We start from the raw sequence: 25,264 nt of genomic DNA, 5'->3' as shown, positions 1-25,264 counted from the left end.
GGGAAAGTCTGCATGTACACCCTGATCATCGGCAACAAGAACTACTCGTCCTGGTCCATGCGTCCGTGGATCGCGCTGCGGGCGGCGGGCATCGCGTTCACGGAACAAAAGGTCGGCCTGTTCACCGAGGAGTTTTCACAACGCGTCGCCGCCGTGTCGCCCGCCGGCCTTGTGCCCGTGCTGCTGGACGGCGATTTCGCCGTGTGGGACTCGCTGGCGATCTGCGAATACGCCGCCGACCGTCACCCCGAGGCCGCGTTGTGGCCCAAGGATGCCAAGGCCCGCGCGCGGGCGCGATCGCTGGCCGCGCAGATGCACAGCGGTTTCGGCGCGCTGCGCCAGGCCATGCCGATGAATGTCGAAGCGGATTTACCAGGCATCGACTTCCCCGAAGCGGCACGCGCCGATGTCGCGCGCGTGCAGGCCATCTGGCAGGAAACGCGCGCGCAGTTCGGTCAGGGCGGCCCGTTCCTGTTTGGCGGGTTCTCGATTGCCGACGCGTTCTTCGCGCCGGTGGTCTCGCGCTTCAAGACCTACAACATCGCCGCGGCAGGACCGGTGCGCGACTACATGAACGCCGTGCTGGCGCTGCCCGCGATGCAGGAATGGACCCGGGACGCGCTGGCCGAAGCGACCTTCGTCGAGGCCGACGAGCCCTACCGCAAGCATCGCTGACAGCGCGCCGCCTGCGGGCCGGCGCAGGCTACGCCATGTCGAACAGCCGCTTGTGTTCGCGGATGGCGTAGCGGTCGGTCATGCCGGCGATGTAGTCGGCAATCGCGCGCGCCTGTTCGTTGAACTGCGCGCGGCGGTAATCGGGCGGCAAGAGGCGCGGGTCATCCAGAAACGCCGCGAACAGGTCGCGCACAATGCGGCGTGCCTTGCGCGTCATGCGCAGCACGCGGTAGTGGCGGTACAGGTTGTCGAACAGAAATTTCTTCAGCGTGTCGGCTTCGCGGCGGATGTCTTCGGAAAACCCCGCCAGCGGCGGCGAGCGGCGCACGTCGTCCGCGCTGGCCGGCGCCGCGTCGCGGATGCGCGCGAGCGATGTGCGGGTAAGGTCGACAATCAGCGTGTTGATCACCCGGCGTATCGTTTCAGCCACCGCGCGCCGCGGCGCGAGGCCGGGATAGCGGTCCAGCACATAGGCATGGTGCCGCTCGAAGATCGACACTTCCTTCAATTGATCCAGCGTGATCAGCCCCGAGCGCAACCCGTCGTCAACGTCGTGGTTGTTGTACGCAATCTCGTCGGCCAGGTTGGCAAGCTGCGCCTCCAGCGACGGCTGCGTGCGGTTCAGGAACCGCTCACCGACGTCGCCCAGCATGCGCGCATGGGCCACCGAGCAATGCTTGAGAATGCCCTCGCGCGTCTCGAAGCACAGGTTCAGGCCGTTGAAGTCGGCATAGCGCTCTTCAAGCTCATCCACCACGCGCAGGCTTTGCAGGTTGTGTTCGAAGCCGCCCGCCTCCGGGGCCAGCTCGCGCATGCAGGCGTTCAGCTCGTCCTGGCCGGCGTGGCCGAAAGGCGTGTGGCCCAGGTCGTGCGCCAGCGAAATGGCTTCGGTCAGGTCTTCGGACAGCCCCATGCTGCGCGCCAGCGTACGCGCGATCTGCGCCACTTCGAGGCTGTGCGTCAGGCGCGTGCGGAACAGGTCGCCTTCGTGATTGACGAAGACCTGCGTCTTGTATTCCAGCCGCCGGAAGGCGCCGGAATGGACGATGCGATCACGATCGCGCTGGAACTCCGTGCGGTTCTCCGGCGGCGGTTCGGCGTGCGTCCGGCCGCGCGATCGGGACGGGTGAGAAGCATAGGAAGCCAGTTCATTCATCTGCAACACCGTCCTTGACTGCGTTTACTGGGTGGTTCGGGCCAGCACGGCGCGCACCGCATCGTCGGGGGCCGGCCGCATCACGGCTTCGCCGATGCGTGTCATGAGCACGTAGCGGATCGAGCCGCCTTCGGTCTTCTTGTCCACCTGCATCAGGTCGAGCCAGCGGTCGGCGCCCAGGTCGGGCGCGATTGCCGGACAGCCAATAGCTTGCACCAGCGCGCGCACGCGCTCGACATCGACACGATCGAAGCCCGCCACGTCGGCCGACAGCTCGGCCGCCTGGACCATGCCGCAGCCCACCGCCTCGCCATGCAGCCACGCGCCGTAACCAAGGCCCGATTCAATGGCGTGGCCGAACGTGTGTCCCAGGTTCAGGATGGCGCGCAGCCCGGATTCGCGCTCGTCCTTGCCGACCACCTGCGCCTTCAGCTCGCACGAGCGGCGGATCGCGTGGGCCACGGCATCGTGATCCAGAGCGCGCAGCTTCTGCGCGTTGTCCTCGCACCAGCGCCAGAATTCGGGATCCAGGATAAGGCCGTATTTAATGACCTCGGCCAGGCCCGCCGACACCTCGCGCGCCGGCAGGGTGCCCAGCACGTCGGTGTCGATCTCGACCGCGATCGGCTGGTAGAAGGCGCCGATCATGTTCTTGCCCAGCGGGTGATTCACGGCGGTCTTGCCGCCCACCGAGGAGTCGACCTGCGCCAGCAGCGTCGTGGGCACCTGCAGGAAGCGCACGCCGCGCATGTACACGGCCGCCGCAAAACCCGTCATGTCGCCGATGACGCCGCCGCCCAGGGCGACCAGGACGCAGCGCCGGTCCAGGCGATTGCCCAGCAGCGCATCGAAGATCAGGTTGAGCGACTGCCAGTCCTTGTAGGCCTCGCCGTCGGGCAGCTCGATGCGCAGCACCCGCTTGCCCGTGCGCGCCAACGCGGCCTCGGCGCGCTCGGCGTACAGGGCCGCCACGGTCGGATTGGTGACCACGGCAATGGCGGTGGCATCCGCGGGGATGCACTGATCCAGGAAGTCCAGGCGGCCAGGTCCGATGTGGATCGGATAGCTTCCGCCCGGGGTTTCGACGTCAACAACGTTCATATGCGCTTCTCGAAAGCTTGTAGTTGCGGCAGCAGCGCCTTGACCAGGGTGTGGATGGGCATGGAGCCCGTTTCCACCACCAGGTCGGCGACTTCCTTGTAGAGGGGCTCGCGCCGGGTCATCAGGTCGCGCAGCGTGCCGCGCGGGTCGGCGGTGGCCAGCAGGGGCCGGTTGCGGTCACGGCAGGTCCGGCGGAACAATTCGTCCACGCTGGCTCGCAGATAGACGACAATGCCGCGCTCGTGCAACAGTTGCCGGTTCTCGGCGGCCAGGATGGCGCCGCCGCCCGTGGCAAGAATTATGTTGCGCCGTTGGGTACACTCTTCCAATGCGGCGGACTCTCGGCGACGAAAACCGGCTTCGCCCTCGATTTCGAAGATTACCGGCACCCGCACGCCGCAACGCGCCTCGAGCTCATGATCCAGATCCATAAAGTCGCGCCCCAGCGCCCGCGCCAGGCTACGGCCTATGGTTGTCTTGCCCGCGCCCATCATTCCGACCAAGAATACCGGCAGGTCGTGCGGCAACGACACGGTCTTGCCCGTGCACTCGACGGCGCAGGGCTGGCTTTCAGGCGCTGCGTCGGAGCGCTCCGGGTCCGGGGCTGCCTCCGGACATGAGTTAGCGGCAAAGTTCATGGCGGCATTATCACATTTGCCGCCAGTTGCCCGTGCACCACACTGAACTATTTTGTTACAGAAACCGATCCCCCGCCATGAGGTGGGCCCGGAGATACCCGTAAAATCGCCGCGATGAGCAAGCCCCAGAATTCCTCCAAAAAAGACAAGCCCGTCAGCAGCGGCTCCCCGATACTGCGGTTCTTCGTTAAAACCGGCATCTTTTTCGCCGGCCTGTTCCTGTGCGGCGTCCTGCTCGCGGGGATGGCGCTGGCGCTCGCGTGGCCCAATCTGCCCGACTTGAACGCCATGACGGACTATCGGCCGCGGGTGCCGCTGCGCGTGTACACGGCAGACCGCGTCCTGATCGGCGAGTTCGGCGAAGAACGCCGCAACGTGCTGCGCTTCAACGAAATCCCGGACGTCATGAAATCCGCGGTACTGGCGGCCGAAGACGACCGCTTCTACCAGCACGGCGGCATCGACTGGATGGGCGTGGTGCGGGCCGGCCTGACCAACCTGATCAGCATGTCCAAGACGCAGGGCGCCAGCACGATCACGATGCAGGTCGCGCGCAACTTCTACCTGTCGTCCGAAAAGACCTATTCGCGCAAGTTCTACGAACTGCTGCTGACCTTCAAGATTGAATCGGAGCTCACCAAGGACCAGATCCTTGAGCTCTACATGAACCAGATCTACCTGGGCCACCGCGCCTACGGCTTCGCGGCCGCCTCGCGCACCTATTTCGGCAAGCCCCTGTCGGAAGTCACGCCGGCCGAAGCCGCCATGCTGGCCGGCATTCCCAAGGCCCCGTCGCGCTTCAACCCCATCGCCAACCGCCCCCGCGCCGAATTGCGCCAGCGCTACGTGCTGGGCCGCATGCACTCGCTGGGTTACCTGACCGAACCGGAATACAAGCAGGCGATGGCGCAGCCCATCGTCATGAAGTCCGCCGAAGGCACGCCGGCCGGCGGCTATTCCATCCATGGCGAATACGTGGCCGAGCTGGCGCGCCAGCTTCTCTACAACGTGTATCAGGACAACGTGTATTCGCGCGGCATCAACATCTACACGACCGTGCAGTCCAAGGACCAGGAAGCCGCCTACCGCGCCGTGCGCGAAGGCGTGCTGGAATACACGCGCCGTGCGCCCTATCCCGGCCCGGAAGAACAGCTGGATCTGCCCGCGGGCACCGAGAACAACCCCGCCGCGCTCGACGAGTTCCTGGACGGCGTGTTCGACAAATTCCCGGACAGCGGCGACCTGCTGACTGCGGTGGTGCTGTCGGCCAGTCCCACCGAAGTGAAGCTGGCACGCAGCTCGCGCGAAGTCATCACCGTGACGGACAAGAAGGTGCTGGGCGTGGTCGCCCGCGCACTGAACGACAAGGCCAAGCCCGAGCAGCGCATCAAGCGCGGCTCCGTGGTCTACATCCGCAAGTTCGGCGACAACTGGGAAATCATCAACTTGCCGTCGGTACAGGCGGCCTTCGTGGCGCTGTCGCCGCAGGACGGCGCCATCCGCGCCATGGTCGGCGGCTTCGATTTCTACCGTGGCAACTTCAACCGCGTGACGCAGGCATGGCGCCAGCCGGGCTCGAACATCAAGCCCTTCATCTACGCCGCCTCGCTGGAACGCGGACTGACGCCGGGCACGCAGATCTCGGACCAGCCCTTTGAACTCACCGCCGCGCAAACCGGCTCCAAGGCCTGGAACCCCAAGAACTACGGCAACCAGTACGAGCCCATGCTGACGCTGCGCCAGGGCCTGTACAAGTCCAAGAACATGGTGTCGATCCGCATTCTGCAGGCCATCGGTCCGCAATACGCGCAGGACTACCTGACCCGCTTCGGCTTTGACAAGGCGCGCCAGCCCGCCGTGCTGCCGCTGGCGCTGGGCGCCGGCTCCGTCACGCCGCTGCAGCTGGCGGGCGCCTTCTCGGTGTTCGCCAATGGCGGCTACCGCGTCACGCCCTACCTGATCGACCGCGTCACCGACAGCAGCGGCAAGGTCATCATGCAGTCCAAGCCGGTTGTCGCTGGCGATGCGGCGGCTCGCGCCATCGACCCGCGCACGGCCTGGGTCATGGACGACATCCTGCGCGGCGTCACCACGTACGGCACTGCGGCGCGCGCCCGGGCTCTGCTCAAGCGCGGCGACATCGCCGGCAAGACGGGCACGACCAACGAATCCGTGGACGCCTGGTTCTCGGGCTATACGCCGACGCTGGCAGCGACCGCCTGGCTGGGCTTTGACCAGCCCAAGTCGCTGGGTTCGCGCGAGACCGGCGGCGGCGTCGCCATGCCGATCTGGGTGGACTACATGCAGAGCGTGCTGAAGGGCGTGCCGGAAGAAAAGCCGCGTCCCCGTCCGGACGGCCTGCTGGTGGAAAACGGCGAGTTCTACTTCTCTGAATTCCCGCCGGGACAGGCCGTGGCCCGCCTTGGACTACCCGAGGCCGACACGTTGGGTGAATTCCTGAATGGCCTGAGCAGCGGTTCCAGCGAGGAAACCCGGATCAAGGTCGCACCAGGCGTCGGTACGCAGACCGCCACGCCCTGGTCGCAGAAGATTCCCTTCTGATGCAAAAAGGCCGGCCCCACCGGCCGGCCTTTTTTTTACAGCCGGATCGTCACGGGGACGCCGGCGGCCGCGGAGCAGATCTGGGACAAGGCGTCCGGCAACTGCGGCCCGCCCCGGGTATCGTTCCAGTGCTGGCCATCAAAGCGGTAGTGGAATCCGCCGCTGCGCGCGGCGACCCACAGCTCCTGCATGACGGCCTGGCTGTTCACCACGACGTGGGTGTTGTCCTCGAAAACCAGGGTCAGCACATTGCCGCTACGGCTGGTTTCGACGTCGACGTCGAGCGAAGCCGCCCAGTCATCGGCCTGGCTTTCGATGCTGTCCAGCACCTGGTCGATCAACGCAAGAAATTCGGTTTCGGTCATAATCGAGCCTGCAAGAATTACGGAGTTCCCAGTGTTCCAATTGGCATATAGCCGCATGGCTCTTCGCATTGTAGCCACGCTCATGGCGGCCGGCATGGTGACGGCCTGCGGGTACAAGGGGCCGCTCTTCATGCCGCCGCCCCCTGAAGGCAGCAAGGCGCCGGCCCGCACGCAGCAGAACCCGCCGCCAGCGCAGATCCCGCCCGCCCCGGTCCTCCCATGACGCCTCCGTTCCCAACCCCGCCAGAGTTGGCCGGCCATCCCTACTTCCAGTACCGCAATAACGTGTTGTACGCCGAAGATGTGCCGCTTGACCATCTGGCCGAACGGTTGGGAACGCCACTTTACGTCTACTCCCGCGCGGCCCTGAAAGCCGCCTGGCAATCCTATTGCAGCGCCATCGGGCAGCGTCCGGTGCTCGTCTGCTATGGCATGAAGGCCAATTCCAACCTGGCGGTGCTTGGCGAATTCGCGCGGCTCGGCGCCGGCTTTGACATCGTGTCGGGCGGCGAACTACATCGTGCTCTCGCCGCGGGCGCCGATGCTTCCCGAATTGTGTTTTCCGGCGTGGGCAAGCAGGCCTGGGAAATGCGCGATGCCCTGCACGCCGGCGTAAAGTGCTTCAACGTCGAATCCGTTGACGAACTGCACCGCCTGTCCGACATCGCCGCGCACCTGGGCCTGCGCGCCCCCGTATCGCTGCGCGTGAACCCGGACGTCGACGCCCGCACGCACCCGTACATCTCGACCGGCCTGAAAGAAAACAAGTTCGGCATTGCCATCGGCGACGCACTCGAAGCCTACCGCACCGCGCAGTCGCTGCCCGGCCTTCGGATCGTCGGCGTGGACTGCCACATCGGCTCGCAGCTCACCGACATCAGCCCCTACTTCGATGCGCTCGAAAAGCTGCTGGACCTGATCGAGGGTCTGGAACAAGCGGGCATGCATATCGAACACCTGGACCTGGGCGGCGGACTGGGCATCCGCTATATGGACGAGACGCCGCCTTCACCACGCGCCCTGCTGGACCGCGTTTTCGAACGATTGAACGCGCGCGGCCAGGGTCACCTGCAACTGGTGCTGGAACCGGGACGCTCGCTCGTTGGCAATGCCGGCGTGCTGCTCACCACCGTGCAATACATCAAGCACGCCGAAGCCCGCAATTTCGCCATCGTCGACGCGGCCATGAACGACCTGCTGCGTCCGGCGCTCTACGATGCATTCCATGGCGTGCAGCCGCTGCACCCCCGCGCCGGCGACGCCGCCGAATACGACATCGTCGGCCCTGTCTGCGAAAGTGCCGATTGGCTCGCGAAGCAGCGCCTGCTCACGATCCGCCAAGGCGACGTGCTTGCAGTGGAATCGGCCGGTGCCTACGGCATGACCATGGCCAGCAACTACAACTCGCGCGGCCGCCCGGCCGAGGTCATGGTCGATGGCGATAAATTCTATGTCGTGCGCCAGCGCGAAACCCTGGCGGACCAGCTACGCGGCGAATCGCTGCTTCCCTGAACCGGCGTCGCGCAAAGGACAAAGGCCCCTGCATGCAGGGGCCTTTGTTCGTCTGCGGGGATACTTGCGAGCTTAGAGCTGGCCGTACGAGTGCAGGCCCGACAGGAACATGTTCACGCCCAGGAACGCGAAGCCCGTGATCAACAGACCCATCAGCGCCCAATAGGCCGCCATCGCGCCGCGCAGGCCCTTGATGAGGCGCATGTGCAGCCATGCCGCGTAGTTCAGCCAGACGATCAGCGCCCAGGTTTCCTTGGGATCCCACTGCCAGTACGCACCCCACGCATCGGCCGCCCACAGCGCCCCCAGGATGGTGGCCACCGTGAAGAAGGCGAATCCGATCGCGATGGCGCGATACATGATGTCGTCCAGCACTTCCAGCGAGGGCAGCGCTTCCGCGATGCGGCGGCGGCCCAGAAGAATAGCGCCCACGATCACCGCACCCACGCCGAAATACAGCATCCAGGTGGCCGACAGGCCGTCAGTGCGGAACACCATGGGCTCGGCGCACAGCAGCACGCCCAGAATGAACAGCGGCGCCAGCTTGGCCCACGACGTGGTCTGGCCGTGCTGCTTGACCAGGTACGCAAAGCCCACCATCGCCGCCAGCGAGAACGTGCCGTAGCCAATGAAGTTGGCGGGCACATGCAGTTTCATCCACCAGCTCTTGAGCGCGGGCACCAGCGGCTGGATCTGTCCCGCGTCGCGCGTGAACGAATACCAGAGCAGGAACACGACGGCCGACGTCACCACCAGCATCACGAAGCCGCCCAGCGCGCGCGTGGCGTATTTGCGTTCGTAGTACAGGTAGAACAGCGCCGTAATGAGGGAAAACAGAACGAAGACTTCGTACAGGTTGCTGACCGGGATATGGCCCAGATCCGGGCCCATCAGATGGCCCTCGCGCCAGCGCACGAGTAGACCCGTGACGCCCGCGAACACCGCTCCCCAGCTCAGAGCCGTGCCCAGCCATGCGGCCGTCGGGCTGAACAGGCCAATCCAGTAGCAGACCATCGACAGCGCAAACAGCGCGCTCATCCACAGGATGGCGGACTGCGAGGAGAACAGATACTTCAGGAAGAACACCTGCTCGGCGCGGGCGAGATCGGTGCCATACAGCATCAGCGCCAGGCCCGACGAGATCGCACAGGCGATCATCAGCCGGCGCAGCGGCCGCCACAGCCAGCCCAGCCAGGCCACCGCAGGCACCGTGCCGCACAGGATGATCTTCTCGTAATAGTCCATCGCGTGCCCGTATCGGGTCAGCGCGAATCCTGCCCCCACCGCAAGCAGCAAAAAGAAGACGATGTCGGTCCAGTCAGGCTTGCCGCGTTGCGCGCGGTTGTCGCCGGTTTCGGACAAGGCATCCTGCCAGAGCGATTCAGGCGACGGGGGTTGCGTGGTGGTCGTCGTGGACATAAATAACCTTAGGACCCTTTTTTCTGGCGCAGCAGCGCCTGCTTGAAGCGTTCGAACTCTTGATTGAAGTCAAGTGTACGCTTCTGTGACGTCATGGCCGCCAGGACGCTGCTGCCGCCGCCTTGCGGCTTGACCCAGATCCAGACACGACGATCGCGGATGTAGAACATGGAGAACACGCCCAGGACCAGCAGCAGGCTGCCCAGGTAGACGGTGTTCTTGCCGGGCGTGCGGCTGACCTGAAACACGCTGGCCTGCACGTGGTTGAAGTCGGCCAGCGACAGGAAAACCGGCGCGGGATAGACGGTCAGATCGGACAGCGCCGCCACCGCCAGGCGCGACCACACTGCCGCGCGTTCGCCCTCCTGGCCTTCGACGGGTACGGGCGGCTGACCCGCGCGTTCGCGCGCGATGGCGCGCAATTCATTCATGCTGGCGCCGATCAGGCGGATCACGACATCGGCCGCGCGCTCCAGATCCGGGGCCGGCGTGTTGGCTTGCAGGAAGGCCGCAACGGCCTGCAGGCCGCCGGAGGCAAAGGTGTCCAGCGCGCGCTCGGCCGCGGTCTCCAGCGGCTGGCGGTCGGCGCCCGACGGGCTGTTGCGCTCGGCAAAGCGGCGGGCCGCTTCCTTGCGCGCGGCCGGGTCGGCCAGGGTGGCGCGCAGGCGCATGAATTCAGCAATGGTGCTGTCGTCGTCGGCCGGAATGCGCAGATAGCGGAACGGCTCGGCCGCGTTGTTGCGCACGCCGGCCAGAAACACGGCCGCGCCGTCCAGCTCGACGGGCAGCATGTAGTTCTGGAATTCGTGCGCCTGGCCCGCATCGTCGATCAGCTTGTACTCGACGCTGGGACCCACGTTGCGCAGGTTCTCGTTCTTCTTGCCGGCCGCACTGCCGGCGACCGACGCCACGTGTTCCGCAAAGCTTTGGTTGGCGCCCTTGGGATCGCCGCGGGTCAGGTCCTCGACGTTGATGGGACGCATGGCCGTGATCTCGATGCCCATGCTGCGCGGGCCCTTGGCCGTCTGCGCGGTGAGTTCGCTGGTCTTGCCGACCGTGCCGTCGACCGAGAACGTGGCGTCGTTGGCGCCCACCAGCGGATAGCCCTTCAGCGCGACCGTGCTGCCGCCATCGTCAAAGCTCGACTGATACACCGTCATGCCCTTGAAGCGCAGCGGCTCGTTCACCTCGATGGTCGAATCGAAGGTCTTGCCGGTGTCAGGGTCGGTGACCTCGACTTCGCTGGCGAAGCGGCTGGGCATGCCGGTGGAGTAGTAGTCGACAACGAACTTCTTGAGCTTGAGCGTGAAAGGCATCGGCTGCACCAGAGCGCCGTCGCCCACCATCACGACCGCCGTGGTGGCCTGGCCGCCCTCGGGCACGAGCACGCTGGCACGAAAGCTCGGATTGTTGACGGACAGGCGCCCGCTCTCCGGCACCTCGGAAATCAGCATGTTGTCGACGATCGGCTGCTTGCCGCCAAACATGACCTGCAGGCGCACCGGCAGTTCGCTGTCGAGCAGGCCGCCGATACAGATGATGACCATGGCCGCATGGGCGAACACATACCCCAGGCGGTTCGCGCTACCCTTCTTGGCCGCCACCAGGACGCCGTCCTGGTCCTCGCGCACGCGCACCGCATACCCCATGCGGCCCAGCAGCGCCTTCAGGCCGGTCACGGTCTGCGGCACGCCGGTGGGCTCGGTGGTTTCCACGCGATGCGGGAATGCGCGCAGGCTGCCTTCGCGCACATGCTCGCGGAACGAACGCGCGTCGCGCAGCATCTTGGGCGCATTGCGGATCAGGCACACCGAGGTCGACACGACCAGAAAGCCCATGATCAGCAGGAACCACCAGCTGTTGTAGACGTGCCAGATGGAGAACTTGTCGAACACTTCAAACCAGAACGGGCCGAACTGGTCGATGTAGTTGTTGGACGAGCGGTTCTGCTGCAGCACCGTCCCCACCAGGCTGGCCACGCAGATGAACATCAGCAGGCTGACGGCAAAACGCATCGAACCCAGAAGTTCAAAGAGATCGCCTGGCAGGCTGCGCAGAGAGGGGCGGGAGTGGGTTCGAGTCGAATTCATGAAAAAAGGGGGGCCGCGCTATCGGCTACCCCCCTCATAGACAGTGCGTGACGGAACGAGGTTCCGGCGCGCTCAAGTTGCATCAACGCGGACCGGCCGCGCACGTTGCGGCCAATCGTTTACCGAAGGCCGGCCGCGTAATCCGACACCGCCTTGATGTCGGCGTCCGACATGCGGTCCGCGATGGCGTGCATGACGTCGTTCTTGCGGTCGCCGCTACGGAAAAGCTTCAGTTGCTCTTCGATGTACACGGGGAACTGCCCCGACAAACGGGGGTACTGGCCGGGAATTCCGGCGCCATTGGCAGAATGGCATGCCGCGCAAGCGGGCACATTGCGGTCAGGCAAACCGCCACGCCAGATCTTTTGACCTAGCTCAACCAAGTTCTCATGGCCTGCCGTGGCGGGCTCTTTGAGCGGCTGCGTCGCCAGGTACAGCGCGACGTTCTGCATGTCGGCCGGGGTCAGGTTCTGCACCATGGCGGTCATGGCGCTGGGATTGCCGTCCGGACCATTGCGCACGGGAGTCTTGGCGCCTTCCTTGATCTTGAAGTCGGCAAGCTGCTTGGCCAGGTATTCGTGCGGCTGCGCGGCCAGGTTCGGGTTCACCGGAATGGTGCTGTTACCCGCCGCGCCGTGACAGGAGGCACAGGCAATGATGCCGCGGGCCGCGTCGCCTTGGTCAAACAGCTGACCGCCCTTGGCGGCATCTGGTTTGGCCGGGCCCGCAGCGCCATTGGCGGCGAAACTCGTAGCAGAGAGGGCGGAGGCGCCGAGCAACAGCCCGCTCGCAACCAACATCCGGGACAGCACACGCTTCATGAAGACCTCGACGATCACATCGATCAAGGCGCAAAAAGGCGCCCACGCCTGCCCGCACTCGCAGTAAAACCGTATCGAACCTGTTTTGCTTGTCCTGCTTGCGATCTTGCTGCGAGGCTGCGTCAGCACTGCCCGGGAAGGGCTTTTACTGGCTGGATGGCAGCTAAACAGTAAGCAAAAAAGACGGCTCCGCGCACGGGGACCACTGTAGCAAACGCCGGATTATACAATAGGGCTCGAAACCAACCGTATCGAAAGCCATCCGTGTCCCTCCTACATCGCGCCTCCTTCCTCACTTCCGCGGCTCGCCTCGACCAGTTGCCGCCCGCCGGCGCTCCCGAGGTCTGCTTCGTCGGCCGCTCCAACGCTGGCAAGTCCACGTCCATCAACGTGCTGTGCAACCAGCGCCGTCTTGCGTTCTCCAGCAAGACGCCGGGCCGCACGCGCCTGATCAACATGTTCGGCCTGCCTGACCCGCTGGACCCCGAAGCCCACATCGGCTATCTGGTCGACCTTCCCGGCTACGGCTACGCGTCCGTGGCCCGCAACGAAAAGGAAAAGTGGGCGGACATCCTGGGCGGCTATCTGCGCGACCGTGAATCGCTGGTCGGCATCGTGCTGCTCATCGACATCCGCCGCGGCGTGACCGAACTGGACCGGCGCCTGGCGAACTTCATTGCGCCCACCGGCCGCCCCGTGCTGGCGCTGCTGACCAAGGCCGACAAGCTGCCGTACGGACAGCGCATGCGCACCGTCTTCTCGGTCCGCAAGGACCTGGCCGACATCGGCGCGCTGCACACGATTCCCTTCTCGGCGCCCGAGCGCATCGGCCTCGAAGAAGCCGGCGCTCACATCGAAAATTGGATTTCCCCGAAGGTCGTACCATGAACCCGCAGATCATTACCCCTGAGTTTCCGGTCTCCCGCCCCCGCCGCCTGCGTCGCGACGACTTCACGCGCCGTCTGGTGCGCGAGAACGCCCTGACGGTCAATGACCTGATCTACCCGGTTTTCGTGGCCGAAGGCACGGGCCTGCGGCAAGCTGTCGCCTCCCTGCCCGGTGTGGTCCGCTATTCGCTGGACACGCTGCTGCCGGTGGCCGAGGAATGCGTGTCGCTGGGCATCCCGGTGTTGTCGCTCTTTCCCGCCATCGACCCGTCGCTCAAGACGCCGGACGGCATCGAAGCCACCAATCCCGACGGCCTGATCCCACGCGTGGTCCGCGAGCTGAAGTCGCGTTTCCCGGAACTGGGCGTGCTCTGTGACGTGGCGCTGGACCCGTATACCAGCCATGGCCAGGACGGCGTCATCGACGCCGACGGTTACGTAATCAACGAACCCACCGTCGAGATCCTGGTCAGGCAGGCGCTCACGCAGGCCGAAGCCGGCGTCGACATGGTCGCCCCCAGCGACATGATGGACGGCCGCATCGGCGCGGTGCGCCGCGCGCTCGAGGCCAATGGCCACATCCACACCCGCATCATGGCGTATTCGGCCAAGTACGCCAGCGCGTTCTACGGCCCGTTCCGCGATGCCGTGGGCTCGGCCACCAATCTGGGCAAGTCCAACAAGATGGCCTACCAGATGGATCCGGGCAACATCGACGAGGCGCTGCGTGAAGTGGCCGGCGACCTGCAGGAAGGCGCCGACATGGTCATGGTCAAGCCGGGCATGCCTTACCTGGACGTGCTGCGCCGGGTCAAGGACACGTTCCGCGTGCCGACCTTCGCCTATCAGGTCAGCGGCGAATACGCCATGATCAAGGCCGCCGCCGCCAATGGCTGGCTCGACCACGACAAGGTCATGATGGAGGCGCTGCTGGCCTTCAAGCGCGCCGGCGCCGACGGCATCCTGACGTACTTCGCCATCGAGGCTGCAAAGCTGCTGAAAAACCAGCGTTAAGCGCGGCGGGCGCGGCGCAGTCCCAGCCACGTCCCGCCCAGCACGCAGCTCAGGCCAACGACATGCGTCAGCGTGACGTGCTCGTCCAGGAACAGGGCCGCGAACAGCAGCCCGAAGATCGGCAGCCAGTTCACGAACAGCGCGGCGCGGCTGATCCCCAGCCGCGCGATGCCCGCGTTCCAGACGATGTTGCTGACACCGGATGCGACCACCGCCGAGAACATCAGCACGGCCCAGGGCCACCACGTCATCTGCCACGTATCCGCGTGGTACGAGGACGGCGTCAGCGCGGCATGTCCAACCAGCATCACGCCGCCGGCCAGGTACATGTACCAGAGCATGCCCAGGGGATCCATCATCCGCGACATCCGCTGGATGACAAGGCCGCCAAACACGAAGACCAGCACGGCCACAAACACCACCGCATCGCCCCATCCGGTCAGCCCGAGCTGCGCGCCGCTGCCCGCCACCACCATGCCCACGCCCAACAGGCCGAGCAGCGCACCGGCAATGCGGGTGGCCGTCAGCTTTTCGCGATAGAAGATGGCGGCCAGAAAGGCGGACAGCAACGGGCTGGTGGCCATGATCAGCGTGCCGTTGGCCGCCGAGGAAACCCGCAGGCCTGACACCAGCGCCACCTGGTGCGCATACACCACCAGAAACCCGGCAAGCGCCACCCAGCCCAACTGCGCACCGCCCAGTTTCGGAATGCGGCTGCCGCGCGCCTTCATGATGAGGGTGACAGTGATGAACGCAATGACGATCCGCACGGCAGCCAGCGCCTGGATATCCATGTGCTGCGTCAGATACTTGATGGAGACGATGTTCAAGCCCCATGTGGCCATGACGAACATCAATTGAAGATAAATCAGACCGTTCCGGTCCTGACTTGCATCAACGGTGGTGGACGTCACGGCGCCGGCCTGAAGGGAGTTGGATGCGCCGCGCGGGCAGCGAAGCGATCATGGTATATCGCCGCTTTTCTTGATTCAACGCAAGCATTGCCGCGTTGCGCGCATCAGACGTTAACGCCTGCGCTGCCCCGCCCGCCCCTCAACGCACGAGCACGCGGTCCAGCGATTCCGTGAAGCGCTTTGCGTCCTGAAAGCCCACCACGCGCGCATCCGCGATTTCCTTGCCACCGGGCTCGAAGAACATGATGCCGGGCGGGCCGAACAGACGGAAGCGCTTGAGCAGCGCACGGTCGTCGGCATTGTTCGCAGTCACATCCGCCTGCACCAGCACCATGCCCGCCATGCGCTGCGCCACCCCCGGATCCGTGAACGTGAAGCGCTCCATCTCGCGGCACGACACGCACCAGTCCGCATAGAAGTCCAGCATGACCGGACGGGTGCTTTGCGCCAGCAGCGTGTCCAGCTCGGCGTTGCTGCGCACGCGGGTGAAATGCACCTCGCCCGCAGCGGCGCCGCCGGCAGCCGGCGCATCAACGCGCGCGGCCAGGTGCGACAGCGGCTGCAGCACATCACGTCCGCCGCTGGCAGCCCCCACGAGCCACGCCGCGGCCGCCAGGGCGAGCAACAGGCCCAGGCCCTTGCCGAACATGCGGCCGGCCCCCGCGCCTGGCGGCAAGGCGTCAAAGGCGCGCAGCATGACGGCCGACACGACGGCCAGGAACGCCCAGCCCGTCATCTGAACCCAGGTTGGCACGACCGGAATCAGCATCCACCACGCGGTCGCCAGCAGCAGCATGCCGAACAATCGCTTCACGCCGTCCATCCACGGTCCGGCCTTGGGCAGCAAGGCGGACGACGAGGCACCGACGATCAACAGCGGCACGCCCATTCCCCATGCCATCGCAAAGAGCGCCGATCCGCCCAGGACCACGTCCCCGGTCTGCGAGATATACAGCAAGGCGCCGGCCAGCGGCGCGGCCACGCACGGACCGACAATCAGCGCCGACAAGGCGCCCATGACCAGCGCGCCGGTGTAGCGTCCACCTGGCACGCGCGAAGAGCGCTCGGACAGCATCGCCTGCACACCCGACGGCATCTGGAACGTGAATACGTCGAACATGGCCAACGCCAGCACGGTCAACAGGATGGCAAAGAGGGTCAGGATCCAAGGCGTCTGCAGCCAGGCCGCGAGCCCCGCGCCGCTCAGGCCGGCAGCCACGCCCAGCGCGGTGTACACCACCGACATGCCCAGCACGTAAGTAGCAGCCAGCGCCAATCCGCGTCCGCGACTGGGCCGTTCCTGCTGCGCGCCGCCCAGCACGATGGACGACAGGATGGGGATCATGGGCAGTACGCACGGCGTGAAGGCGAGCAACAGGCCCAGCACCAGAAAGACGCCCGCCGTCTTGATCCATCCCAGCCCGCCCAGCGCGTCGGCCAGCCCGGTGTCCCCGGCGTTAACCAGGGCGGACAAGCCGCCGGAAGCCGCTTGCGGCGCCAACGCCCCGCCCAGTCCCGTGCCCGCCACCGCGTATCCGCCCGCCACGGGCGTGAGCTTCACGGTGCTGTCCATCGGCGGATAGCAAAGTCCGGCATCCGCACAGCCCTGGCCCGTCAGCGTCAGCGTGAAGGGCTGTCCGCCGGTCCCCACCGGGACGCGGATCGTCACGTCCTTGTGGAAGACCTCCATGTCCTTTTCAAAGGTTGGGTCGTATTTGACTTCGCCCTTGGGGTAAACGGCCTCGCCCAGCGTGGTGGCGTCGGCGGGGTTGATGGCAATCGCGAAGCGCTCGCGGTACATGTAGTAGCCGGGCGCTACCTCGTAATGCAGCTCCAGCGTGTCCGCGGACGCCATGTTGGCGCTGAACACGAACGCCTTTTCGGGCTCGAGGAATTCGGCGTCCGCGCGCGCGGCAGCCTGCCATCCGAACAGCAGGAAAGCCATCGCCAGCAGCAGCAGGCAGTGCCTGAAAAAGGCGGAGGTCGCGCTCTCGGCGCGCCCGCGCGCACCGACCGTACCGGCAAGTTGCAACATCAGTTTCTCTTGTTCTGCGTAATGGCCGTCTGCTCGCGCACCCAGTCCAGGTATGGCGCCGCGCCGGCAATGACCGGAAGCACGATGATCTCGGGCACGTCGTAGGGATGGAGTTCCGACAACGCCTGCACGACGGCGGCATGCCGCGCGTAGGTCGTCTTGATCTGAATGGGGATTTCCTCAGCCCCTTCGACCTCGCCGTTCCACAGGTAGATGGACAACCCGGGCGCGCCGAGGTTCACGCACGCGGCCAGTCCATCCTCGACGAGCACGTGCGCAATGCGCTTGGCCAGCAACAGGTCCGGCGCATTGCTGATGACCTGCACGACGTCGTCATCGCGCAACATGGAACCTCCTTGGGATACCCGCGTGGGATGTAACTCGAGGTATTTTATCGGTATTGCCGTCCCCCTTCCCGGAACCGCCGCGCGCCAGGCCGCCGTGCAGTCCCCTTACACGCCGAGGCAAGCATGTCCGACAACTGCCTGTTCTGCCGCATCGCCCGTCACGAGATTCCCGCGCACGTCGTCCACGAAGACGACCGCCTGTTGGCCTTCCTCGACATCCAGCCCGTGCGCCCGGGGCACACGCTCATCATTCCCAAACAGCACTATCCCTATTACGAAGACATGCCGGCCGACCTGGCCGCCAGCATCGTCAACTTGGGCCAGCGCCTCGGCCGCCAGATGAAACGCCTGTACGGCGTCGAGCGCGTTGGCTTCGCGTTCACGGGCATCCACGTCGCGCACGCGCATGCCCATGTCATTCCGATGCACCACCCGCAGGACGTGACGTCCACGCAGTACATCGCGGAACAGGACCTGACGTTCCGGATGCCGCCTCAGCCGCCCCAGGAGGCGCTGGCCGCCACGGCCGCGGAGCTGCGCGGGCACTTGCGCGGCGGGCGCGATCGCGGGGATGAGGGCAACGCCTGATCGGCGATAGCCCACGCCAAAAAAAACAAGGGCGGGTCCGAAGACCCGCCCTTGTCGCTTATCTAGCTGCCGAAATTACTCGGCGCTGTCCTCAGCGGCTTCATCGACTTCCGGACGGTCAACCAGTTCCATGAAAGCCATGGGAGCGTTGTCGCCTTGACGGAAGCCCATCTTCAGCACGCGGGTGTAGCCGCCGTTACGGGCCGCGTAGCGCGGGCCGATTTCAGCAAACAGCTTCACAACCGCATCGCGATCGCGCAGACGGGCGAAAGCCAGACGCTTGTTCGCGAGCGTGGGCTCCTTGCCCAGCGTGATCAGGGGTTCGATGACGCGGCGCAATTCTTTCGCCTTCGGCAGCGTGGTCTTGATTGCTTCGTGGGTGATCAACGAAACGGCCATGTTGCGGAACATGGCAAGACGGTGACTGCTGGTGCGGTTGAGCTTACGCAAGCCATTACCGTGACGCATGATAAGTTTCCTTTGAATCTAAAGAAGGCGTTTCCGCCATCGGGTTGCCGGCTCTTCTATCAGCCTGCAATCAGGCTGCGGTCCGGTAGAAAACGGGGCATTTTACGACGATTTCGCAAACCGCCCGGCGGTGAGGCCGGGCGCTGCGGGAGACGCCCCTTTTCAGGGGCGGCACCCTACTAAGACTTACGGACGCTCCAGGCCCAGGGGCGGCCAGTTCTCGAGCTTCATGCCGAGGGTCAAGCCACGTGCAGCCAGCACTTCCTTGATCTCGTTGAGCGACTTGCGACCCAGGTTCGGGGTCTTGAGCAGCTCGTTTTCGGTACGCTGGATCAGGTCGCCGATGTAGTAGATGTTTTCGGCCTTCAGGCAGTTGGCCGAACGCACCGTCAGCTCCAGGTCGTCGACCGGACGCAGCAGCACCGGGTCGATCTGCGGCGTGCCGCGGACCGGGGCTTCGTACGAATCGCCAGCGCCTTCCAGGGCGGCGAAGACCGAGATCTGGTCCATCAGGATGCGGGCCGACTGGCGCACCGCTTCCTCGGGCGAGATCACGCCGTTGGTTTCGATGTCCAGGACCAGCTTGTCCAGGTCGGTGCGTTGTTCAACGCGGGCGCTTTCAACGGCGTAGCTCACGCGGCGGACCGGGCTGAACGAAGCGTCCAGAACGATGCGGCCGATGGTGTGCGTACGGTCTTCCGACAGCGCGCGCACGTTGCCCGGCACGTAGCCGCGGCCCTTTTCGACCTTGATCTGCATTTCCAGCTTGCCCGCTTCCGTCAGGTTGCAGATGGCGTGGCCGGGATTGATGATCTCGACGTCGTGCGGCAGCTCGATGTCGCTGGCCAGCACCGTGCCGGCGCCGGACTTGCGCAGAACCAGCGTCACTTCGTCGCGGTTGTGCAGCTTGAAGACCACGCCCTTCAGGTTCAGCAGGATGTCGACGACATCTTCGCGAACGCCCGGGATGGTCGAGTATTCGTGCACCACGCCCGTCATCTGGACTTCGGTCGGCGCGTAGCCGGTCATCGAAGACAGCAGGATGCGGCGCAGGGCGTTGCCCAGCGTGTGACCGTAGCCACGCTCGAACGGCTCCATCACGATCTTGGCATGGTGCGTGCCGACCGGTTCGACTTCAATGGAGCGCGGCTTCAGGAAACCTTGAGTGGACATTTACTGTGTTCCTTTTCAATACCCTCGGCTCGTTACACCGATAAGGCTGATGGACAGGGTGAGGCGTGAAACACGGGCGGTGCAAAAACATCACCCGATACTTACCGCAAAGCCCGCTCCACCAAATGGCGAAAGCGGGCTGCTGCGGGACGTGCAGACGGGTCAACCGGGTCGCGGGACCAGCTTGCCAGCGCTTCCCCGAAGGAAGGCGCCGGCAGGCGTGATTAACGCGAGTACAGTTCGACGACCATCGATTCGTTGATGTCGCGAGCGACGTCAGCGCGATCGGGGGCCGACTTGAACGTGCCGGTCAGCTTGGCCGCGTCGACTTCCACCCACTGGGGGATGCCGATGCTGGTGGCCAGGTCGAGCGATTCCTTGATACGGCCTTGCTTCTTGGCCTTTTCACGAATCGAGACGACGTCGCCAGCCTTGACCAGCATCGAAGCGATGTCAGCCGTGTGGCCGTTCAGTTCGATGGCGCGGTGGCTCACCAGCTGGCGAGCTTCGGCGCGCGTCGAGCCGAAGCCCATGCGGTAGACGACGTTGTCCAGACGCGATTCCAGCAGCTGGATCAGCGTTTCGCCGGTGTTGCCACGGCGGCGCTCGGCTTCAGCGAAGTACTTGCGGAATTGCTTTTCCAGCACGCCGTACATGCGCTTCAGCTTTTGCTTTTCGCGCAGCTGCAGGCCGTAGTCGGAAGTGCGGGCACCCGAAGTGCGGCCGTGTTGGCCAGGCTTGGAATCCAGCTTGCACTTGGAATCCAGCGAGCGGCGGGCGCTCTTCAGGAACAGGTCAGTACCCTCGCGGCGCGAGAGCTTGCATTTGGGTCCAATATAACGTGCCATGTGGATTCCCTTTAGATACGACGACGCTTCGGCGGACGGCAGCCGTTGTGCGGAACGGGCGTGATGTCGGCGATGGACGAAATCTTGATGCCCAGCGCGTTCAGCGCACGGACCGACGACTCGCGGCCAGGACCGGGGCCCTTGATGCGGACTTCCAGCGTCTTGATGCCGTACTCGAGCGCAACGCGGCCAGCCGTTTCAGCGGCAACCTGCGCGGCAAACGGGGTCGACTTGCGCGAACCCTTGAAGCCAGCACCGCCCGACGTGGCCCACGACAGTGCGTTGCCCTGACGATCGGTGATGGTGATGATGGTGTTGTTGAACGAAGCGTGAACGTGCGCGATGCCGTCCGAGACGTTCTTCTTGACCTTTTTGCGCACGCGCGAAGCGCCGCTGGTGGAAGCTTTCGCCATAATCCTGTTCCTCGATTATTTCTTCAGGGACGCAGCAGCACGACGCGGGCCCTTGCGGGTCCGGGCGTTGGTGCGAGTGCGCTGGCCGCGCACGGGCAAACCGCGCTTGTGACGCATACCGCGGTAGGTTCCCAGGTCGATCAAACGCTTGATCGAGAGCTGTACTTCACGACGCAGGTCGCCTTCAACCGTGAACAAACCAACATGTTCGCGGACGCGTTCCAATTCAGCGTCGCTCAGATCCTTGACCTTTTTGTCAAAGGGTACGTTTGCCGCTTCGCAAATCTTGCGAGCGCGCGTACGACCGATGCCAAAAATGGCGGTCAGGCCGATCTCGGCGTGCTGTTGCGGCGGAATGTTAATGCCAGCAATACGGGCCATGACTGTTCCTTGAATAAATCCGTTGCGTAGTCGCTAACCCGAGTTAGCCTTGACGCTGCTTGTGACGCGGGTCGGTGCAGATAACGCGCACCACGCCGTGACGTTTGATAACTTTGCAGTTGCGGCAGATCCGCTTAACCGATGCCATTACTTTCATGGTTGACTCCTAATTTTCCGTAATCCGGTTTCGCTCACTTGGAGCGGAAAACAATCCTGGCTCGCGTCAGGTCATAGGGCGTGAGCTCCACTGTGACCTTGTCACCCGGCAGGATCCGGATGTAATGCATACGCATCTTGCCGGAAATATGGCCCAACACCACGTGGCCGTTTTCGAGCTTGACGCGAAATGTCGCGTTCGGGAGGTTCTCAAGAACCTCACCTTGCATCTGAATGACGTCGTCCTTGGACATTCTTTTGCTTACCGCATCGGCAAACCCGCGCCCTTGAAGTTGGCCTTCTTGAGCAACGAGTCGTACTGGTGAGACATCATGTAGGCCTGAACCTGCGCCATGAAATCCATCGTCACCACCACAATGATCAACAGAGACGTACCACCGAAGTAGAAAGGAACGTTCCAGCGCATCACCAAGAATTCCGGCAACAGGCACACCAACGTGATGTAGATGGCACCTGCGAGCGTCAAACGCATCAGGATCTTGTCGATGTAGCGCGCTGTTTGCTCGCCCGGACGGATGCCCGGAACAAACGCACCACTCTTCTTCAGGTTGTCCGCCGTTTCGCGGCTGTTGAAAACCAGAGCCGTGTAGAAAAAGCAGAAGAAAATAATCGCGACCGAGTACAGCGTGATGTAGAGCGGTTGACGAGGCGACAGGGCCGCAGCCAGGTCGCTAAGCCAGCGCATGTTCTCGCTGCTGGAGAACCAGCTCGTGATCGTGGCCGGGAACAGAATGATCGACGACGCGAAGATCGGCGGAATCACCCCTGCCATGTTCAGCTTCAGCGGCAAATGCGAGCTTTGACCACCGTAGACCTTGTTGCCGACCTGACGCTTGGCGTAGTTCACCGTGATCTTGCGCTGTCCGCGTTCCACGAACACCACAAAAGCGGTAACCAGCACCACCAGAGCCACGATGAACAGTGCCGAAAGCACAGACATCGCGTTGGTGCGGACCAGGTCCAACAGTGCAGCCAGCGCCGCGGGAAGACCCGCCACGATACCTGCGAAGATCAGGATGGAAATCCCGTTGCCCAGACCGCGCTCCGTGATCTGCTCACCCAGCCACATGACGAACATGGTGCCAGTGACCAGGGTCACGACGGTCGTGAAGCGGAACAGCATGCCCGGATCGATCACCAGTCCCTGCTGAGACTCCAACGCCACCGAAATGCCCACAGCCTGCACCAGCGCCAGCACGACCGTGCCGTAGCGGGTGTATTGGGTAATCTTCCGACGGCCGGATTCGCCCTCTTTCTTGAGCGCTTCCAGCGACGGCACCACCACCGACATCAACTGCATGATGATGGATGCCGAAATGTACGGCATGATCCCCAGGGCAAAAATCGAGAAACGCGAGAGCGCTCCGCCCGAGAACATGTTGAACAGGCCCAGGATCCCGCCCTGGTTCTGACGGAACAAGTCCGCCAGCGCGTCCGGGTTGATACCCGGAACCGGGATGTGTGTACCCAAACGGTAAACCACCAGGGCGAGCACCAGGAACACCAGACGGCGCTTCAGATCGCCGTATCGTGCTCCGGATTTGCCCAATGCCTGCGCGTTAGCCACTCGTCACCTCTGATCAAGCAAGCGAGCCGCCCGCGGCTTCGATGGCGGCGCGAGCGCCGGCCGTCGCGGTAATGCCCTTGAGCACGACCTTGCGCGAGAGTTCACCAGACTTGATGACCTTGGCGTAACGAACCGCCTGGCCAATCACGCCGGCCGCCTTCAGCGCTTGCACATCGATGTCATCGATGGGCAGGGCTTCGAGGTCCGACAAGAGAACTTGTGCATACAGGTGTTGACCCAGCGGGGTGAAACCACGCTTGGGCAGGCGACGTTGCAGCGGCATTTGACCGCCTTCGAAGCCAACCTTGTGGAAACCGCCCGAGCGCGACTTCTGACCCTTGTGACCACGGCCGGCGGTTTTACCCAGACCCGAACCGATGCCACGGCCGACGCGGCGCTTGGCGTGCTTGCTGCCCTCAGCGGGCTTCAGCGTATTAAGTTGCATATCCGACATGGTGATTCCTTAGGCTTCCGAGACGGAAACGAGATAATCCACCTTACGGATCATCCCACGCACCTCGGGCGTATCGACCAGCACGCGGCTGCTATTGATGCGGCCCAAGCCCAAACCGCGAACCGTATCACGGTGCGATTGCTTGGTACCGATCACCGAGCGCACGAGGGTCACTTTGATCTGCTTCTGAGCCATGATTTACCCCAGGATCTCTTCGACCGTCTTGCCGCGCTTGGCAGCAACATCGGCCGGGGTCAGGGAGGCGCGCAGGCCGTTCAACGTGGCGCGAACCATGTTGTAGGGGTTGCTCGAGCCCAGGCTCTTGGCAACCACGTTACGCACACCCATCACTTCGAAAATAGCGCGCATCGGGCCGCCGGCGATAACGCCAGTACCTTCAGCAGCGGGCGAAATCAGCACGGTAGCGGCGCCATGCTTGCCGACCACGGTGTGGTGCAGCGTGCCGTTCTTCAGAGCGACCTTGAACATGCCGCGACGGGCCTGTTCCATAGCCTTCTGAACGGACACCGGCACTTCACGCGCCTTGCCCTTACCCATGCCGATGCGGCCATCGCCATCGCCAACCACGGTCAGCGCGGCAAAGCTCATGGTGCGACCACCCTTGACCACTTTGCTCACGCGGTTGACCGCGATCATCTTTTCGCGGAGGCCGTCATCGTTCTCTTTTTCCGCGGCGTTCTTGCCTTGTACTTTAGCCATTTGACAGATCCTCGCTTAGAACTTCAGGCCGGCTTCACGCGCGGCATCGGCCAGCGCCTTGACGCGGCCATGGTAACGAAAGCCCGAGCGATCGAAAGCGACCAGTTCGATACCGGCAGCCTTGGCCTTTTCGGCCACGCGCTTGCCAACCAGCGTCGCAGCGGCTTTGTTGCCACCCTGACCGGTTTGGCCGGCCAGTTGCGCACGCACTTCGGCTTCCACCGTCGAGGCGCTGACCAGAACGCGATCGCCTTCCGGCGAAATGATGTTGGCGTAGATGTGCTGGTTCGAGCGGAAAATCGAGAGGCGATGAACGCGCAGCTCGTTGATCTTCCGGCGAGTCGGAACCGCACGACGCAAACGGGAAACTTTTTTGTCCATGATTCGTCCTTGCGTGCGCCGTTATTTCTTCTTGGTTTCTTTGATGACGACGCGTTCGTCCGAGTAACGCACGCCCTTGCCCTTGTAGGGTTCGGGTTCGCGGTACGCGCGGATTTCAGCGGCCACCTGACCGACGACTTGCTTGTTGGAGCCCTTGATGACGATTTCCGTCTGGGTGGGGCATTCGGCCTTGATACCGGCCGGCAACTGATGCAAAACGTCGTGCGAGAAACCGAGCTGCAGCTTAACGGCGTCGCCTTGAACCGAGGCGCGGTAACCCACGCCGACCAGGTTCAGCTTGCGCTCGAATCCCTTGCTCACGCCATTGACCATATTGGCCACCAGCGCGCGCACGGTGCCCGACATGGCATTGGCGTGACGGGAATCGTTGGCGGCGGCAAACGTGAGCTTGCCACCGTCCAGCGAAATCGTGACGTCGCCAGTCAGGGGTTGGGTCAAGGAACCCAGCGGGCCCTTGACAGTGATCTGATCCTGCTTGACGTCAGCTTCGACGCCCTTGGGCAGTTCGACCGGATACTTAGCGATACGTGACATTCG

Annotated in this window: 30 protein-coding genes; 7 read left to right on the top strand and 23 right to left on the bottom strand. The window is 64.1% G+C overall.

Going from position 1 to position 25,264, the window contains the following annotated elements; genetic code table 11:
* Nucleotides 1-12: 12 nt before the first annotated feature.
* Nucleotides 13-675 (top strand): glutathione S-transferase family protein, encoded by a 663-nt coding sequence (locus AC6LJW_RS07520; RefSeq protein ID WP_498086891.1) that lies wholly within the window; start codon nucleotides 13-15, stop codon nucleotides 673-675.
* Nucleotides 676-703: 28 nt separating this feature from the next.
* On the opposite strand, the gene AC6LJW_RS07515 is transcribed toward AC6LJW_RS07520, so the two are convergent.
* The 3 genes from AC6LJW_RS07515 to AC6LJW_RS07505 are packed head-to-tail and all read right to left on the bottom strand — an operon-like array spanning nucleotide 704 to nucleotide 3,570.
* Complete coding sequence (locus AC6LJW_RS07515; RefSeq protein ID WP_498086890.1) at nucleotides 704-1,831, bottom strand: deoxyguanosinetriphosphate triphosphohydrolase; 1,128 nt, start codon at nucleotides 1,829-1,831, stop codon at nucleotides 704-706.
* A 24-nt stretch (nucleotides 1,832-1,855) separates the two neighbouring features.
* Nucleotides 1,856-2,932 (bottom strand): 3-dehydroquinate synthase, encoded by a 1,077-nt coding sequence (gene aroB, locus AC6LJW_RS07510; RefSeq protein WP_056571066.1) that lies wholly within the window; start codon nucleotides 2,930-2,932, stop codon nucleotides 1,856-1,858.
* A complete protein-coding gene (locus AC6LJW_RS07505) occupies nucleotides 2,929-3,570 on the bottom strand; it encodes a shikimate kinase (RefSeq protein WP_056571064.1) in 642 nt (213 codons plus the stop codon). Before AC6LJW_RS07505 ends, aroB begins: the two co-directional genes overlap by 4 nt.
* A 114-nt stretch (nucleotides 3,571-3,684) precedes the next feature.
* On the opposite strand from AC6LJW_RS07505, the gene AC6LJW_RS07500 reads away from it, so the two are divergent.
* Nucleotides 3,685-6,132 (top strand): penicillin-binding protein 1A, encoded by a 2,448-nt coding sequence (locus AC6LJW_RS07500; RefSeq protein ID WP_056571063.1) that lies wholly within the window; start codon nucleotides 3,685-3,687, stop codon nucleotides 6,130-6,132.
* Between the two features lie 35 nt (nucleotides 6,133-6,167).
* Here AC6LJW_RS07500 and cyaY read toward each other — a convergent pair whose 3' ends face one another.
* Nucleotides 6,168-6,497 carry an iron donor protein CyaY gene (gene cyaY / locus AC6LJW_RS07495; protein ID WP_056571060.1) on the bottom strand — a complete coding sequence of 110 codons (330 nt, stop codon included), beginning with the start codon at nucleotides 6,495-6,497 and terminating at the stop codon, nucleotides 6,168-6,170.
* 55 nt (nucleotides 6,498-6,552) lie between these two features.
* Between cyaY and lptM the strand changes: the two genes are divergently transcribed.
* Together lptM and lysA are read left to right on the top strand one after the other, a co-directional pair.
* Nucleotides 6,553-6,720 carry an LPS translocon maturation chaperone LptM gene (lptM, locus tag AC6LJW_RS07490; protein WP_235512342.1) on the top strand — a complete coding sequence of 56 codons (168 nt, stop codon included), beginning with the start codon at nucleotides 6,553-6,555 and terminating at the stop codon, nucleotides 6,718-6,720.
* Nucleotides 6,717-8,009 carry a diaminopimelate decarboxylase gene (gene lysA, locus AC6LJW_RS07485; protein WP_056571058.1) on the top strand — a complete coding sequence of 431 codons (1,293 nt, stop codon included), beginning with the start codon at nucleotides 6,717-6,719 and terminating at the stop codon, nucleotides 8,007-8,009. The genes lptM and lysA overlap by 4 nt, the downstream gene beginning before the upstream one ends.
* Before the next feature lie 72 nt (nucleotides 8,010-8,081).
* Here lysA and ccsB read toward each other — a convergent pair whose 3' ends face one another.
* The 3 genes from ccsB to AC6LJW_RS07470 all read right to left on the bottom strand — a co-directional run bounded on the left by ccsB (nucleotide 8,082) and on the right by AC6LJW_RS07470 (nucleotide 12,339).
* Nucleotides 8,082-9,428 carry a c-type cytochrome biogenesis protein CcsB gene (ccsB, locus tag AC6LJW_RS07480; RefSeq protein WP_056571056.1) on the bottom strand — a complete coding sequence of 449 codons (1,347 nt, stop codon included), beginning with the start codon at nucleotides 9,426-9,428 and terminating at the stop codon, nucleotides 8,082-8,084.
* An 8-nt stretch (nucleotides 9,429-9,436) separates the two neighbouring features.
* Nucleotides 9,437-11,518 carry a cytochrome c biogenesis protein ResB gene (locus tag AC6LJW_RS07475; protein WP_056571054.1) on the bottom strand — a complete coding sequence of 694 codons (2,082 nt, stop codon included), beginning with the start codon at nucleotides 11,516-11,518 and terminating at the stop codon, nucleotides 9,437-9,439.
* 119 nt (nucleotides 11,519-11,637) lie between these two features.
* A complete protein-coding gene (locus AC6LJW_RS07470) occupies nucleotides 11,638-12,339 on the bottom strand; it encodes a c-type cytochrome (protein ID WP_105241762.1) in 702 nt (233 codons plus the stop codon).
* Between the two features lie 264 nt (nucleotides 12,340-12,603).
* On the opposite strand from AC6LJW_RS07470, the gene yihA reads away from it, so the two are divergent.
* Together yihA and hemB are read left to right on the top strand one after the other, a co-directional pair.
* Nucleotides 12,604-13,227: a ribosome biogenesis GTP-binding protein YihA/YsxC gene (gene yihA, locus AC6LJW_RS07465; RefSeq protein WP_056571052.1), complete on the top strand. Its 624-nt coding sequence runs from the start codon at nucleotides 12,604-12,606 to the stop codon at nucleotides 13,225-13,227.
* Nucleotides 13,224-14,240: a porphobilinogen synthase gene (hemB, locus tag AC6LJW_RS07460; RefSeq protein ID WP_056571050.1), complete on the top strand. Its 1,017-nt coding sequence runs from the start codon at nucleotides 13,224-13,226 to the stop codon at nucleotides 14,238-14,240. Before yihA ends, hemB begins: the two co-directional genes overlap by 4 nt.
* Here hemB and AC6LJW_RS07455 read toward each other — a convergent pair.
* From AC6LJW_RS07455 to cutA, 3 genes are all read right to left on the bottom strand, one after another.
* Nucleotides 14,237-15,094 carry a DMT family transporter gene (locus AC6LJW_RS07455; RefSeq protein ID WP_056571048.1) on the bottom strand — a complete coding sequence of 286 codons (858 nt, stop codon included), beginning with the start codon at nucleotides 15,092-15,094 and terminating at the stop codon, nucleotides 14,237-14,239. The two genes, hemB and AC6LJW_RS07455, sit on opposite strands and share 4 nt — an antisense overlap.
* Before the next feature lie 199 nt (nucleotides 15,095-15,293).
* The gene (gene dsbD / locus AC6LJW_RS07450) at nucleotides 15,294-17,189 is read right to left on the bottom strand and encodes a protein-disulfide reductase DsbD (RefSeq protein ID WP_498086889.1); all 1,896 of its coding nucleotides are present in this window, start codon (nucleotides 17,187-17,189) and stop codon (nucleotides 15,294-15,296) included.
* The gene (gene cutA, locus AC6LJW_RS07445) at nucleotides 17,189-17,536 is read right to left on the bottom strand and encodes a divalent-cation tolerance protein CutA (protein WP_498086888.1); all 348 of its coding nucleotides are present in this window, start codon (nucleotides 17,534-17,536) and stop codon (nucleotides 17,189-17,191) included. Before cutA ends, dsbD begins: the two co-directional genes overlap by 1 nt.
* A 123-nt stretch (nucleotides 17,537-17,659) precedes the next feature.
* Here cutA and AC6LJW_RS07440 point away from each other — a divergent pair, with 123 nt between their 5' ends.
* Nucleotides 17,660-18,124, top strand: coding sequence for an HIT family protein (locus tag AC6LJW_RS07440; RefSeq protein ID WP_056571042.1), 465 nt, complete (start codon nucleotides 17,660-17,662; stop codon nucleotides 18,122-18,124).
* A gap of 75 nt (nucleotides 18,125-18,199) precedes the next feature.
* On the opposite strand, the gene rplQ is transcribed toward AC6LJW_RS07440, so the two are convergent.
* The 13 genes from rplQ to rplF all read right to left on the bottom strand — a co-directional run bounded on the left by rplQ (nucleotide 18,200) and on the right by rplF (nucleotide 25,261).
* Nucleotides 18,200-18,592 (bottom strand): 50S ribosomal protein L17, encoded by a 393-nt coding sequence (gene rplQ / locus AC6LJW_RS07435; RefSeq protein WP_006389635.1) that lies wholly within the window; start codon nucleotides 18,590-18,592, stop codon nucleotides 18,200-18,202.
* A gap of 186 nt (nucleotides 18,593-18,778) precedes the next feature.
* Nucleotides 18,779-19,765, bottom strand: a complete 987-nt coding sequence (locus tag AC6LJW_RS07430; protein ID WP_008169002.1) for a DNA-directed RNA polymerase subunit alpha — start codon at nucleotides 19,763-19,765, stop codon at nucleotides 18,779-18,781.
* Between the two features lie 224 nt (nucleotides 19,766-19,989).
* Entirely contained in the window at nucleotides 19,990-20,613 is a 624-nt protein-coding gene (rpsD, locus tag AC6LJW_RS07425; RefSeq protein ID WP_056571040.1) for a 30S ribosomal protein S4, read from the bottom strand.
* Between the two features lie 11 nt (nucleotides 20,614-20,624).
* Nucleotides 20,625-21,026 carry a 30S ribosomal protein S11 gene (rpsK, locus tag AC6LJW_RS07420; protein WP_006216516.1) on the bottom strand — a complete coding sequence of 134 codons (402 nt, stop codon included), beginning with the start codon at nucleotides 21,024-21,026 and terminating at the stop codon, nucleotides 20,625-20,627.
* Between the two features lie 15 nt (nucleotides 21,027-21,041).
* On the bottom strand, nucleotides 21,042-21,407 hold the full coding sequence (gene rpsM, locus AC6LJW_RS07415) for a 30S ribosomal protein S13 (protein WP_008168996.1): 366 nt from the start codon (nucleotides 21,405-21,407) through the stop codon (nucleotides 21,042-21,044).
* 43 nt (nucleotides 21,408-21,450) lie between these two features.
* Entirely contained in the window at nucleotides 21,451-21,564 is a 114-nt protein-coding gene (gene rpmJ, locus AC6LJW_RS07410; RefSeq protein ID WP_003806928.1) for a 50S ribosomal protein L36, read from the bottom strand.
* Between the two features lie 34 nt (nucleotides 21,565-21,598).
* Nucleotides 21,599-21,817 (bottom strand): translation initiation factor IF-1, encoded by a 219-nt coding sequence (gene infA / locus AC6LJW_RS07405; RefSeq protein WP_003806927.1) that lies wholly within the window; start codon nucleotides 21,815-21,817, stop codon nucleotides 21,599-21,601.
* An 8-nt stretch (nucleotides 21,818-21,825) separates the two neighbouring features.
* Complete coding sequence (secY, locus tag AC6LJW_RS07400; protein WP_056327063.1) at nucleotides 21,826-23,151, bottom strand: preprotein translocase subunit SecY; 1,326 nt, start codon at nucleotides 23,149-23,151, stop codon at nucleotides 21,826-21,828.
* A gap of 13 nt (nucleotides 23,152-23,164) precedes the next feature.
* Nucleotides 23,165-23,605 (bottom strand): 50S ribosomal protein L15, encoded by a 441-nt coding sequence (rplO, locus tag AC6LJW_RS07395; RefSeq protein WP_056571038.1) that lies wholly within the window; start codon nucleotides 23,603-23,605, stop codon nucleotides 23,165-23,167.
* A gap of 9 nt (nucleotides 23,606-23,614) precedes the next feature.
* Nucleotides 23,615-23,800, bottom strand: a complete 186-nt coding sequence (rpmD, locus tag AC6LJW_RS07390; RefSeq protein ID WP_006216520.1) for a 50S ribosomal protein L30 — start codon at nucleotides 23,798-23,800, stop codon at nucleotides 23,615-23,617.
* 3 nt (nucleotides 23,801-23,803) lie between these two features.
* Nucleotides 23,804-24,325 (bottom strand): 30S ribosomal protein S5, encoded by a 522-nt coding sequence (rpsE, locus tag AC6LJW_RS07385; protein ID WP_008168987.1) that lies wholly within the window; start codon nucleotides 24,323-24,325, stop codon nucleotides 23,804-23,806.
* 15 nt (nucleotides 24,326-24,340) lie between these two features.
* Complete coding sequence (gene rplR, locus AC6LJW_RS07380) at nucleotides 24,341-24,706, bottom strand: 50S ribosomal protein L18 (protein ID WP_008168985.1); 366 nt, start codon at nucleotides 24,704-24,706, stop codon at nucleotides 24,341-24,343.
* A 21-nt stretch (nucleotides 24,707-24,727) separates the two neighbouring features.
* Nucleotides 24,728-25,261: a 50S ribosomal protein L6 gene (rplF, locus tag AC6LJW_RS07375; protein ID WP_056571036.1), complete on the bottom strand. Its 534-nt coding sequence runs from the start codon at nucleotides 25,259-25,261 to the stop codon at nucleotides 24,728-24,730.
* Nucleotides 25,262-25,264: the final 3 nt, after the last annotated feature.

Source organism: Achromobacter sp. 1012554356, assembly GCF_059760815.1.
This window is presented reverse-complemented; position numbering and strand designations above follow the sequence as displayed.